Raw genomic sequence first — 12,777 nt, 5'->3', positions numbered from 1 at the left:
GATCCTTTTCAACCTTTTTCAGAAATCCCTAATTTAGTCGGACACTAGTGATTTTTATTGAACAAATGCTATTGCAACCATCTCCAGCCTCAAAGATTTCGCTTTTGCAGGAAAAAATATTGGGCTTATCTTGATAATAGTCTTTGTCCCAAAATCCCTAATCATGATCAAGCACATTCTTTTCTTTCTAGTGTTCTCACTTGGAATTGCCCACCTGGCTCAAGCGCAATTCAACCCATCTGGCACAGGATATAAATTAGTCTGGCAGGAAGAATTCGAAAATTCGGAGCAAGTTGATCCGGCATTTTGGTCTTTTGAAAATGGGTTCAAAAGGAATAATGAGTTGCAATGGTATCAAGAGCCAAATGCTAATGTGGTAGATGGACGTTTGGTGATTACTGGAAAGCGGGAAAAGGTCAAAAACACCAATTTCGATGCTGAAAATACCGATTGGAGAAGAAACCGTGAGTTTGCTGAATACACCTCCTCCAGTATCAATACCCGTGGGAAATATGAATTTCAGTACGGAATTATGGAAGTTCGGGCAAAGATAGATACTGCTATGGGCATGTGGCCGGCAATTTGGACGCTTGGGGTCAATAATCCTTGGCCATCTAATGGTGAAATCGACGTAATGGAATTTTACCGGGTGAAGGGCGAAGCAACGATCTTGGCAAATGCAGCTTGGGCAGACGAAGGACAATACAATGCCAAATGGGATAACGCTAAAATCCCATTCAGCAACTTCCTTCAAAAAGACCCAGACTGGCCAAATAAATTTCACCTCTGGAGAATGGAATGGACAGAACAATCCATCAAAATCTATCTTGATGATGAATTACTAAATGAAGTCGATCTGGCTCGAACTGTCAATCCCGATGGTTTTAATCCTTTCCATCAGCCTCATTATATATTGTTAAACCTTGCCATTGGAGGTAACAATGGTGGTGATCCAAGCGCAACCACTTTTCCTAAAGAATATGTAGTGGATTATGTAAGGGTTTATCAGAAATAATATCCTAATATTTGGAGTTATGCTGCTTCTCCAGAAGCAGCATTTATTGTATGGTACGGTGCAGCTATTGGAGAAGCGGCACAACGAATAACCTGTCAGTTTGAGTATCTCGATAGCTCGAGATCGAGAATTCATAATAACATGCTTCTGAAAAAGCAGTACAGCAGAAAGAATGAAAACTGCGTCCTCTGCGAATCCTCCGTGGACTCAGCGGTTAATACCCTCAATCAAAGGTCTTCGAACTATCAGAAATCATATCATTGATTTCTGCCATTTCCTTATCAGTCAAATCACGCCATTTTCCAACTGGAATATCCAAGTGCACATTCATGATTCTGATTCGTTTTAATTGGACTACTTTGAATCCAAAATGCTCGCACATTCTACGGATCTGTCGATTGAGTCCTTGAGTGAGAATAATTCGGAATTTGAATTTGCTGATTCGTTCTACCCTACAAGGATCAGTCACTGTGTCTAGAATAGGTACTCCGGCTCCCATCAACCTGATAAACTCATCATTCACCGGTCGATCTACAGTTACTATATATTCCTTTTCGTGATTGTTTTTGGCGCGGAGAATCTTGTTTACAATATCCCCTTCACTGGTCAAAAAAATCAACCCTTCACTGTCTTTATCCAATCTACCGATTGGGAAAATCCGCTGCGGATGACCAATGTAGTCTATAATATTGTCCTTTTCACCTTTAGTGTCAGTGGTGCTTACTATTCCTACAGGTTTGTTAAAAGCAATATACGTATGCACTTGCTTTGGCTTTCCCACACTTTCCCCATCCACAGCAACCACATCGGTCGGGCCTACTTTAGTGCCCAGTTCAGGGACTTTTCCATTGATGGTGATTCGCGCTTCTGCTAATAACTTGTCTGCTGCTCGTCTGGAGCAAAAGCCTACTTCACTTAGGTATTTATTGATTCTTATGTATTGATCTTCTTCCACAGGAAATCGAGAATGGATTGAGACTGCAAGTTACGTAATAGATGTTTACCACTAAGCTCGCGGAGGGTAACGCAGAGAGGGCAACTGGATTATTTAAACCACTCAAATCCAACTGAGTTGCGTTCTCTGTGAAACCTTTGTGCTCTTTGTAATAAAAAAGAAAAAAGCGCAAGCCCGAAGACCTGCGCTTTTCAATATAATATTTTGAAATTTTATTCGCTTTTAGCTGGCACAACTTGTTTTGGAGTCTCAGCTACCAATAGCTCTGGTTCACCTGGCAATCTGATAGCAGCCAATCTATCCATATACTCTGTTTTGGTAGATTCGAATGCAAGTTTGTTAGCCGAAGAAATTGGCTCTGAAGGTGGAATCTTTTCACTCAACCAATCTTCCTGCTTGCCATTTTTCCAAAATCTAAAGCAAAGATGTGGTCCAGTTGCTAAGCCGGTGCTTCCGACATATCCAATCACCTGACCTTGCTTAATGCGTGTGCCTGGTTTTATGCCTTTAGCAATTTTGGACATGTGAAGATATTGCGTGGTATAGGTGCCATTATGTTTGATTTTCACATAATTGCCATTGGCAGAAGTATAGCGTGCATCTGTCACTGTTCCTTCACCTACTGATCTGATTTCTGTGCCAGTTGGAGCAGCGTAATCTGTACCCAAGTGAGCTTTGTAGCGCTTTTGTACCGGATGGTATCTTCTCAGATTATACCGAGAGCTGATTCTAGAATACTTCAGTGGATCTCTTAAGAATGCTTTTTTGAAGCTGTCACCATTTTGATCGAAGAAAGCTATTTCTCCATTTTGCTCAAAAGGAATAGCATAATAAGGAGTTCCTTTGTGCTCAAAAAATGCTGTCTGAATGTCTGAAACTCCTACGACTACACCGTCAATTACTTTCTCCTGGTAGGATACTTTAAATTTGTCGCCTTTTTGCAAAGCTCCAAAGTCAATAGACCAACCATATAGATCGGCAAATTGATCAATAATATCATAAGTAACCCCAAGTCCAGTCATGTCAGCTGAAAGATTGGAGTTGATAATTCCACCGGCTTCTTTTGTTCTGAATTCCGCCGGTTTTTCTGCTTTATAGATATCGATGGAGTCTAGATTAAAGACTACATATTCGGCCGGATTAGGCTCGTAGATGAAAAATGCTGCCTGAGCTGAATCAGCAGGAGTAACTACTGTGAATTTCTTATTTGCCGCGATCCCTCTTACGTCAAAAATCTCTTTCGACTTCTTCGCGATTTGATCGATAATCTGGTAGGGGACGTTGAAGGGTGCAAGTATAGAGCCTAGCGTCTGATTTTTACTTACGGTGCCTTCTACAATATTCAACCCAGTGACGTTGATTCCGTAGAGAAAAACCTGATTCGCAAGGGAATCAATGAGCGGCGGTTCTACGATCTCAGCTTCCTTTTCTTTCTGAAAAGGCAGGTCGAAAAATTGGAGTGAAGATGCTGCGCCAATGGTGATAACGAGTGCAGCAATTCCTATCCAGATCTTTTTCATTAATCTAATTCTATTTGGGGGAGGGTAAATTTAACTCAATCAAGCAAAAAAGGGCTTTTAATCCAAGTTTTGGGGTAGAAACCTTTCAATCGCTCCATTCCAACTATCATACCAACGATTAAACTGGATGAATTATTTCAATAGAATATTTATAACTCCTAGATGTAAGAATTTCCATCATATTTGATTTTTCTTAAAGAAAATACAGGTTTTTCAGGAAAAATGGAAGGAAATCACTGAAATAGTTGCTAATCATCCAATGATTCGTGTGTTCTCACAGTCATTTCTTTATCTTTGACCTCCCAAAAAAAACTAAATAAACATGCTGAGAACGCATACTTGTGGCGAACTTCGCCTGGATCACGTAAATCAAGAAGTGACTCTTGCCGGCTGGGTACAGCGGGTAAGAAATAAAGGAGGTTTAATCTGGGTCGATCTTCGCGATCGATATGGTTTGACTCAATTGATTTTTGAAGAGGATTCCAGCGAAAAAGCATTGTTGGAAAAAGCTGCAGAACTCGGACGTGAGTTCGTGGTGCAGGCTACTGGTAAAGTAATCGAGCGGACTTCCAAAAACGATAAAATCCCAACAGGATCTATAGAAATCAAAGTAACAGAACTTGAAGTATTGAATGCTGCGAAAGTTCCTCCTTTTATCATCGAAGATGAAACTGATGGTGGAGAGGAGCTTCGCATGAAATACAGGTATCTTGATCTTCGTAGAAATGTTGTTCGCGAGAAACTTCAGTTGCGTCACAAAATGATGCAGGAGACGCGTAAATACATGGATGCGCAGGAATTTATCGAGGTGGAAACCCCGGTTTTGATCAAGTCCACTCCAGAAGGGGCACGCGATTTTGTCGTACCTAGCCGTACCAATCCTGGTGAATTCTATGCTTTGCCGCAATCTCCGCAGACCTTCAAGCAATTGCTGATGGTTTCTGGTTTTGACCGATATTTCCAGATTGTAAAATGCTTCCGTGATGAGGATTTGAGAGCGGATCGTCAACCTGAGTTTACTCAGATAGACTGCGAAATGGCTTTCGTAACCCAGGAAGATATCCTAAATACCTTCGAAGGCATGACTAAGCATTTGTTTAGCAAAGTGAAGGGAGTGGAGTTGGAAGAAGTGAAGCGAATGACTTATGCAGATGCCATGAAATATTATGGTAACGATAAGCCAGATCTTCGTTTTGATATGAAATTCGTAGAGCTAAATGAACTTGCCAAAGGAAAGGGCTTTAGCATTTTTGACCAAGCTGAATTGGTAGTGGGTATCTGTGCCAAAGGAGCTGCGGAGTATACCAGAAAGCAAATTGACGCACTGACGGAATGGGTGAAACGCCCTCAGATCGGAGCAAAAGGCATGATCTACGCCAAATACAATGCTGACGGAACCATCAAATCTTCTGTGGATAAATTCTATTCTGCTGACGATCTTCAGGATTGGGCAGATGCATTCGGAGCGACTCAGGGTGACTTGATGTTGATCTTGAGTGGAGATGCAGATAAAGTGCGCAAGCAACTTTCCGAACTACGTCTGAAAATGGGTGAGGAGCTTGGACTTCGTGATCGTTCTGTTTTCAAACCGCTTTGGGTGATGGACTTTCCATTACTGGAGTGGGATGAGGAGACTAACCGCTACCATGCTATGCATCATCCATTTACCTCCCCTAAAACTGAGGATATTCCTTTGCTGGATTCAGATCCTGGAGCGGTGAGAGCAAATGCATATGATTTGGTTATAAATGGTGTGGAAATCGGGGGCGGTTCTATCCGTATTCACGATAGAGCTACTCAGCAATTGATGTTCAAGCATCTTGGTTTCACAGAAGAAGAGGCGCAAAAGCAGTTCGGATTCCTGATGGAGGCCTTCGAATATGGTGCTCCACCACACGGAGGGATAGCTTTCGGATTTGATAGATTGTGTGCGATTTTCGGAGGATCAGATTCCATTCGTGATTACATCGCCTTCCCTAAAAATAACTCTGGACGTGACGTGATGATCGATTCTCCAAGCAGCATTGCGGACGAGCAATTGAAAGAATTATCGATACAATTGGCTGTAGTGGCTAAATCATAATATAAACTTTTCGGTCTGTGGGGACACAGACCGAGGCGCTAAAGTGAAGGGGCGAATGATGATTTGCCCGAATATAAAATAAACATACAAGGCTGTTTCAGAGATGAGACAGCCTTTTTTGATGAATATTTTGTCCTTCTATAGTTGAAGCGTCTATTTTTAGTGCAAGTTTCTAATGATTAAAGGAACAGGCTTTAAGCATATCGCTTTTTTAGTTCCGCAAGAATTCCTTCCAATCCATTGAGTCGGATTTCATAAAGGGTGTGCAGCCACATACCGAGTTTGCCTTCCGGAAATCCTTGGCCATGCATCCATACCAAGTAGTGTTCTGGTACATCGCATAGTAAACGGCCTTTATACTTTCCATAAGGCATTTTTTTAGTCACCAGATCAATAAGGATTTGTTGGTCCATGAGGCAAAGGTATAAGGAATTTGATCCTGCCTTACTGCTTATCTCTTGTTCTTAAATTCTTTTTACTCAGAATCTCGTTTGATTTATTATGAAATTAGTTTAGCTTTTCAGCTTAAATCCAGCTGATTTATTTATGAAAACAAGTTTACTTATTCTTTCTTTTCTAATCCTTTCGTTTAATGCTTCCTTTGGGCAGGTTGCTAATGATTCCATCACGATTAGGAAAAGTTTTTGGGGGTATAAATTTTATCAGGGAGACACAAGGGTACAACTTGGGGACTTGGTGAATATCATGCAAACAAACCAAGAAGCTTACAAATCAATAAAATCCGCACAGTCCAACTATACCTTGGCATCAATCATGGGTTTTGCTGGAGGGTTTATGGTTGGCTGGCCTATAGGAGCAGCTGTGGCAGGTGGTGAGCCAAACTGGGCACTCGCAGGTATAGGCGCAGGATTGCTTGTGGCAACCATCCCTATTACAAATAGCTTTGTCAAAAAATCCAGATTTGCTGTAGACACTTACAATAGAGGATCTACTGCAAGTTCCGTCTGGGATAGAACTGAACTAAACCTGTCCTTTTCAGGAACTGGAGCAGGACTTTCGCTTAATTTCTAGATGTGCCAGCTAAAAAATCTTTAGCTTACAGCTACCATTTCTAAGAGTGTATTTAAATTATCAGGACTCTGACCAGTGGAGCAGTGAAGTTAAGTCAACTGGCCTAAGTGCTAATTCTCACGACATTCAATTTGATCAATTAACCAACTCAACCTTATACTATGGGATTATTCAATAAAATATTAGGCAATGCCAGCGAAGTATCTGTTGAGCAACTGAGCAAGGATTTCGGAAGATTGCTAGCAGAAGGAGAGCAGATTGAACTTGGATTCAAGCTTATTCGGGATACGTTCATGTTTACTGATAAGCGTCTTATTTTGATAGATGTGCAGGGACTAACAGGAAGCAAGGTCGAGTACAGGTCCATGCCTTATAAGAGTATTTCCAGGTTTTCACTGGAAACCGCTGGCACCTTTGATTTGGATGCGGAGCTGAAGATCTGGATTTCGAGTGAAGACACGCCTTCGGTCAGCAAGCGCTTCAATAAAAGCATTGATGTCTATGAAGTGCAACGATATCTGGCTTCAAAAGTGATGTAATTCTCGCAAGGGAATGACCTAGCGTTATTTGAGGTATTCACTTTACCATTTCTTCTTCAAGCCTTTTAGTTATTGAAATCGAAGATCCCGGGTTCGTTTCCCCGGTATTTCAATCCCGAGAGCAATGTGATTCGGGAGCAATGTGATTCGGGAGCAAAGTGATTCGGGAGCAGAAACGATTCAGGTGGCCAGCTTGTAGGAGGACTAATCTAGCGAAGGGCCAGCTTGTAGGGAAGGCAAATCCCACCCAGTCACCACGACCAATATGACTACACCCAGACGGGGTTCAGCGCATAAATGAAGTTTTGTGTCCCTCACGTTCGGAATTCAGCGCCGGCGGACAGTTTATTCCCGAAAATCCCTTTCTTCGTAAATACCTGAATAATAGAGTATTGTAATTTGTGACATGGAAAATATAGGACAAGTACATGAAAGCATTTGTAATTTTTCCGACTAGTTGTGTTTTTTTACTGACGATGACATTATTAACGTTGGGAGTACAAAAGAAACAGAGGACAGCGTTGCCAAGGGCTGTCTCGATGAACAGCGCTATAATGGGAAGAAGGGTGGGATGAGGTAGGAAAGCCAGTTACAAATTGTCATATTGTGGAAGTAAGTGTGGAAATACTGGCTCTAGAGCGGGAAAATCAAGGAATAATCATGGATCTTTTAGAATTGTAGGTCAATGGATATACAAAGTAATCAAGAATATCAGGATTGGCTAAAAGCATTAAAAGCGAAAGTAAGTGTGGCTCGTGTGAAAGCTGCTTTGGCGGCCAACAAAGAGTTAATCCACTTTTATTTCGACTTGGGTAGAATGATCAGTGAGCAGCAGATGAAGGGGGCTTGGGGAGATAAGTTACTAGAGCAACTCTCGAAAGATTTGGCTAGTGCATTTCCGGAAATGAAAGGATTTTCGGTAACCAACTTGAAATATTGCAGGCATTTTTACCATTTTTATCAATCAGAAGTCAGTCAACAGACCGTTGACCAATTGACTGTGCTGGATTTTGGTCAACACATTGTTGACCAATTGCCTTGGGGACATAACGTACTCATATTCACCAAATCAAAAAGTATAGCTGAAGCCATTTTCTATCAACAACAAACGCTTCACAACAACTGGAGCAGGGACACTTTGGGGTTGCAGTTAAAAACAAACCTGTATGAGCGTAACGGTAAAATCATCAGTAACTTCGAACATACACTGCCCAAACCCACAGCAGATTTGGCCCAGCAAAGCCTGAAAGATCCTTATGTGTTTGACTTTGTAGCCTTGGCTAAAACCTACAACGAACGGGATATAGAAACCCAATTGGTGAAGCATATCTCCAAATTCCTCCTGGAGCTGGGCAAGGGCTTTGCCTACATAGGCAGGCAGTACCACTTACAGATTGCCGACAAAGACTACTATATAGACCTACTTTTTTACCATGTGGTCTTGAAAGCCTATGTAGTGATTGAACTTAAAAACACCGCTTTTATACCCGAATATGCCGGTAAACTCAACTTTTATCTTTCGGCAGTGGATAGTTTGCTCAAAGCGGATGGCGACAAACCCACGATTGGAATTTTGCTGTGCAGGGATAAAAACAACATTGAAGCTGAGTTTGCGCTGCGCGACATCAACAAACCTATGGGAGTCAGTGAGTTTCAACTGACAGAAGTGTTGCCGGAAAATCTAAAATCCAGCCTGCCTACCATTGAAGAAATAGAACAAACCCTAAAGCAGAGCAGTAATGAGTAAAACAATATTTCCAAAATATTCAGCTGCAAATATTCGAGAGTGGAATGGTTGGGGGAGATTCGAGAGTATTGACCTCCTCTGATCGATGGTTTTGGTTTTTTAGCTATAATCCCATGGCTGGAAAAGCTGAATCGCTGAGTCAGATAAAGCAAATTACAATATTTCATATATAGTGAAAGCAGCCAAGCCAATCTCCGACATCAGAGACCCCGAACAGAATCCTATGACTCACTTTCTATTTTCTCATGAAAAGGATAGAGAGCAACGCAGATAATTCCGATGATCGACCAAAAAGCACTACATTTCTCCCCATTTTCCCAAAAAATACCCTGTACAGGAGGGACGAGCGTTAAAAATCTCTTCTGTGAAGAGATTTAGCGAAGTAGCCAGTCAGCGTGATGGGATGGTATCATTTTATCCCTTTTCTTGCAGATAGTCTTTAGTTTTTGAAATCGAAGATCCCGAGATTTCAATCCCGAGAGCAATGTGATTCGGGAGCAATGTGATTCGGGAGCAGAAGCGATTCGGTAAGGGAAACGATTCGGGAACAATCAACCTACTTCTTATCCTTAATTTCCATCTGGAGCAGGATCGATCGCCCTCTCCTAAAGGAGAGAGCCTGTCCCGATAGTGAAGCGTATCGGGAGTGGGGTGAGGTAGAACAGCCAATTTTTATTACCTATCCGGGCTTAAATCCGCAAACCACCAAACACCATTTGATACTGCTGTCTTGATGATAGCACAAATCGATCACCCTCTCTCTTCAGAGCCTGTGCCGAGAATCGGCAAGAGGGCAGGGGGTGAGGTAGGAATGGAATTGCAAATCCCACCCAGTGCCGAGAATATTGTGACTAAACCCAGACGGGGGAAAACTAGCATATTAAAAACCTTATTCCTGTGGACCATTACAGTATTCAACTATATATTTTTATTGATTGAAGCAAAGCGATTTCGGGAGCAGTGGGAGCAGTTGAATTACAATTAAATCCATTTTCCCAATCGATTTGACTAAACTACGTACCTGTTTTTTTTCTTCTATTGAGTATTAATTTGACAAAAAATCTATTGTCAGAATACTTGACAATGTTTTTTTTGTCATTAGTAAAATTATGTCCTACTCATCCAATCTTTTCTACGGAGCCCCAGCTGCCACACTCCAAAAAGCCAAAGAGCTGAGGAAATCCATGACCCTAGCCGAAAGAAAGCTTTGGGCCGTTCTTCAAAACAGACAACTGGATGGCTATAAGTTTCGGCGTCAACATCCCATATATAAATACATAGCTGACTTCTATTGCCATGAATTAAGCTTAGTTATCGAACTGGATGGAGGGGTGCATGACGGATTGGAACAAAAAGAACATGATCTTAACAGAGATCAAGTGATCCAGGAATTTGGAATCCAGATCTTAAGGTTCAAGAATGAAGAGGTAATAGGTGATATGGATAAGGTGATAAGGAAGATTAAAGAATTTCTGCTCTGATTTACCTCACCCTAACCCTCTCCTTTAGGAGAGGGCATTTGATACGTTTTAGAAGGAAAATATTCTCTATTCAGCAGAATCGTGATGGTGAGCTACCCATTTGGGACCAGATCATATCACTTTTAGCAAGAACAATCACCTTCTCCTAAAAGCCTGCCCCGCAGTATTGCGGGGAGCCTGTCCCGATGAGCAACGCGATATCGGGAAGAAGGCGGGGATGAGGTAGCAAAAAATACCCTGTATAGGGTATTTTTTTTGTATTTAAAATCCCTTTTCTTGCAGATAGTCTTTAGTTTTTGAGAACAATCAACATACTTCTTATCCTTAATTTCCATCTGGAGCAGGATCGATCGCCCTCTCCTAAAGGAGAGAGCCTGTCCCGATAGTGAAGCGTATCGGGAGAGGGGTGAGGTAGAACAGCCAACTTTTATCACATCCGTCCGGGCCTAAATCCGGAAACCATCAAACACCTTTTAATTCTGGTATCCCGATGATAACAGAGCCAAGCGCCTCCTCTTTAAGGAGGAGGAAGGGAGGAGGTAGGAAAGCCAATTGCAAATTGGTAATGATATTTGGTAAAATTATAAATCATACCCAGTCCAACAGGCGATCTAAATATGGTGAGTGTGGAAAAGGAGAACTTTAAATAGATTAACGAAAAGCAAATGCAGCTATCTTCATTAAAAATTTCAAACTTCCGCGGCATCCAAAATGCCCATATATTATTTAAAGGGCATACCGTTCTTATAGGTGATAATAATGCAGGCAAATCTACAATACTTGAAGCCATTGATTTGGTCTTAGGACCGGACAGACTTTCAAGGTTACCCATTATAGATGAGCATGACTTTTACAACGGGAAGTATATCAGCGAGAATTCATCTATAACTGAAATTAAAATCGAAGTCATCGTTACTGATTTAAGTGAAGAACAAATTCGACGCTTTAAATTCAATCTGGAATTTTGGGATAATATAGATTACCTCTTACTTGACGAATCCCCTGAACATATTGATCAGGAACATGTCACTGAAGCTCTAAGAATTTGTTTTACGGGATACTATGACCCTGAGGAAGATGATTTCACGGGTGAAACCTGGTTTTGTGAACCTCAACTTGAAGATGGAACAATGACAAAATTTAGGAAAACCGATAAAAGAGAGTGCGGTTTCCTCTATTTACGTGCATTAAGAACGGGCTCAAGGGCGTTAAGTATGGAACGAGGTTCACTATTAGATATTATTCTAAGAATAAGAGAATTGAGACCTAAAATGTGGGAAGATATCTTGTCCAAACTAAGAATTACGACGGTAGCTGATGATCCTGAGACAGGCTTGAATGGTATTTTAGAAAATATACAGGATGCATTAAAGAAATTTGTCCCAGCTGATTGGGGAAGTCAACCACACTTTAAAGTGACTGACTTAACAAGAGAGAACCTGAGAAAGTCATTAAACGTTTTCATGTCCACAGGAACAGAAGATTATTTTGCCCCCTTTCACCATCAGGGCACTGGAACAATAAATACTATGGTGTTGGCATTATTATCAATGATAGCAGAGGCAAAACAATCGGTGATTTTCGCCATGGAGGAACCTGAAATAGCAATTCCACCTTATACGCAAAAAAGAATTGTAAATATTATCAGAAAGACTGCAAACCAGGCAATCTTCACTTCACATTCTCCCTTCGTTTTGGAAGAATTTGATCCATCCCAAATTTGCCTTGTTCAACGGAAAAAGGGAAAGCTCTTTAGTAAGAATGTAAATTTACCTGAGCACATTAAACCAAAAAAATATAGTTCAGAATTTAGGCTTCGCTTTGCCGAAGCACTACTAGCTAAAAGAATATTGATCACCGAAGGTACCACAGAAGCAACTTCCTTTCCGGCTGCGGCGCGTAAACTGGAAGAGATCGCTCCAGAAGTATTCTCATCATTTGAAGCACTGGGGATAGCTGTATTTGACGCAGAGACTGAAACTCAGGTAAGTACTTATGGTAAATACTTCAAAGCACTTAATAAACAGGTGTTTGCTGTATTTGATAAGCAAACACAAGAAGCATTGGAGGAAATTAGCGAAAACGTTGATTTTGCGTATGAATCAGATTATAAAGGTTTTGAAGATCAATTGCTGGAAGAAACCGCTATAGAAAGCTTAAAACGCTTTGCTTTGGAACTTGTTGAAGGTGAACTTTGGCCGACCCATTTGAATGCATATGAACCAAGCTCAAAGTCTAGTGATAAAGAATTACGCGCCTCACTAAAAAGATACCTTCGATGGTCAAAAGGCGCAGCAGGAGCTGCCGAAATCATTGGAGGCAGTACAAGAAAAGAAATGCCGATCAGTATCCGGGAAATAATAAAAAACATTAAACTAAAGGTTGAAACTGAAATGGGAGAATAA

The 12,777-nt window shown here is 41.2% G+C and carries 10 protein-coding genes; 7 read left to right on the top strand and 3 right to left on the bottom strand.

Annotated elements, in window-relative coordinates; genetic code table 11:
* Positions 1-163 precede the first annotated feature (163 nt).
* A complete protein-coding gene (locus tag AACZ87_RS22770; RefSeq protein WP_339870389.1) occupies positions 164-1,015 on the top strand; it encodes a glycoside hydrolase family 16 protein in 852 nt (283 codons plus the stop codon).
* 223 nt (positions 1,016-1,238) lie between these two features.
* On the opposite strand, the gene rluF is transcribed toward AACZ87_RS22770, so the two are convergent.
* Positions 1,239-1,970 carry a 23S rRNA pseudouridine(2604) synthase RluF gene (gene rluF / locus AACZ87_RS22765; RefSeq protein ID WP_339870388.1) on the bottom strand — a complete coding sequence of 244 codons (732 nt, stop codon included), beginning with the start codon at positions 1,968-1,970 and terminating at the stop codon, positions 1,239-1,241.
* 212 nt (positions 1,971-2,182) lie between these two features.
* Complete coding sequence (locus AACZ87_RS22760; protein WP_339870387.1) at positions 2,183-3,490, bottom strand: peptidoglycan DD-metalloendopeptidase family protein; 1,308 nt, start codon at positions 3,488-3,490, stop codon at positions 2,183-2,185.
* 322 nt (positions 3,491-3,812) lie between these two features.
* Here AACZ87_RS22760 and aspS point away from each other — a divergent pair, with 322 nt between their 5' ends.
* The gene (aspS, locus tag AACZ87_RS22755; RefSeq protein WP_339870386.1) at positions 3,813-5,573 is read left to right on the top strand and encodes an aspartate--tRNA ligase; all 1,761 of its coding nucleotides are present in this window, start codon (positions 3,813-3,815) and stop codon (positions 5,571-5,573) included.
* Positions 5,574-5,767: 194 nt separating this feature from the next.
* Here the strand turns inward: aspS and AACZ87_RS22750 are convergent, their stop codons facing one another.
* Positions 5,768-5,986, bottom strand: coding sequence for a DUF3820 family protein (locus AACZ87_RS22750; RefSeq protein WP_339870385.1), 219 nt, complete (start codon positions 5,984-5,986; stop codon positions 5,768-5,770).
* A 133-nt stretch (positions 5,987-6,119) separates the two neighbouring features.
* Here AACZ87_RS22750 and AACZ87_RS22745 point away from each other — a divergent pair, with 133 nt between their 5' ends.
* The 5 genes from AACZ87_RS22745 (at position 6,120) to AACZ87_RS22725 (ending at position 12,777) form a co-directional block, all read left to right on the top strand.
* Positions 6,120-6,605, top strand: coding sequence for a hypothetical protein (locus tag AACZ87_RS22745; RefSeq protein WP_339870384.1), 486 nt, complete (start codon positions 6,120-6,122; stop codon positions 6,603-6,605).
* Positions 6,606-6,766: 161 nt separating this feature from the next.
* Complete coding sequence (locus tag AACZ87_RS22740; protein WP_339870383.1) at positions 6,767-7,144, top strand: PH domain-containing protein; 378 nt, start codon at positions 6,767-6,769, stop codon at positions 7,142-7,144.
* A gap of 685 nt (positions 7,145-7,829) precedes the next feature.
* A complete protein-coding gene (locus tag AACZ87_RS22735; RefSeq protein WP_339870382.1) occupies positions 7,830-8,891 on the top strand; it encodes a PDDEXK nuclease domain-containing protein in 1,062 nt (353 codons plus the stop codon).
* A 1,109-nt stretch (positions 8,892-10,000) separates the two neighbouring features.
* Positions 10,001-10,372 carry an endonuclease domain-containing protein gene (locus AACZ87_RS22730; RefSeq protein ID WP_339870381.1) on the top strand — a complete coding sequence of 124 codons (372 nt, stop codon included), beginning with the start codon at positions 10,001-10,003 and terminating at the stop codon, positions 10,370-10,372.
* Between the two features lie 665 nt (positions 10,373-11,037).
* Positions 11,038-12,777 (top strand): AAA family ATPase, encoded by a 1,740-nt coding sequence (locus AACZ87_RS22725; protein ID WP_339870380.1) that lies wholly within the window; start codon positions 11,038-11,040, stop codon positions 12,775-12,777.

This window comes from uncultured Algoriphagus sp., assembly GCF_963974365.1.
Classification (GTDB): Bacteria; Bacteroidota; Bacteroidia; order Cytophagales; family Cyclobacteriaceae; genus Algoriphagus.
The sequence above is the reverse complement of the archived record's forward strand: the minus strand, read 5'-3'. Positions and strand labels throughout refer to the sequence as shown.

Bases quoted from the DNA above. Each gene is read 5' to 3' on its own strand.
- AACZ87_RS22745 (WP_339870384.1), top strand. From the start codon at position 6,120: ATGAAAACAAGTTTACTTATTCTTTCTTTTCTAATCCTTTCGTTTAAT.
- AACZ87_RS22725 (WP_339870380.1), top strand. From the start codon at position 11,038: ATGCAGCTATCTTCATTAAAAATTTCAAACTTCCGCGGCATCCAAAAT.
- aspS (WP_339870386.1), top strand. From the start codon at position 3,813: ATGCTGAGAACGCATACTTGTGGCGAACTTCGCCTGGATCACGTAAAT.
- AACZ87_RS22740 (WP_339870383.1), top strand. From the start codon at position 6,767: ATGGGATTATTCAATAAAATATTAGGCAATGCCAGCGAAGTATCTGTT.
- AACZ87_RS22735 (WP_339870382.1), top strand. From the start codon at position 7,830: ATGGATATACAAAGTAATCAAGAATATCAGGATTGGCTAAAAGCATTA.
- AACZ87_RS22750 (WP_339870385.1), bottom strand. From the start codon at position 5,986: ATGGACCAACAAATCCTTATTGATCTGGTGACTAAAAAAATGCCTTAT.
- AACZ87_RS22760 (WP_339870387.1), bottom strand. From the start codon at position 3,490: ATGAAAAAGATCTGGATAGGAATTGCTGCACTCGTTATCACCATTGGC.
- AACZ87_RS22730 (WP_339870381.1), top strand. From the start codon at position 10,001: ATGTCCTACTCATCCAATCTTTTCTACGGAGCCCCAGCTGCCACACTC.
- AACZ87_RS22770 (WP_339870389.1), top strand. From the start codon at position 164: ATGATCAAGCACATTCTTTTCTTTCTAGTGTTCTCACTTGGAATTGCC.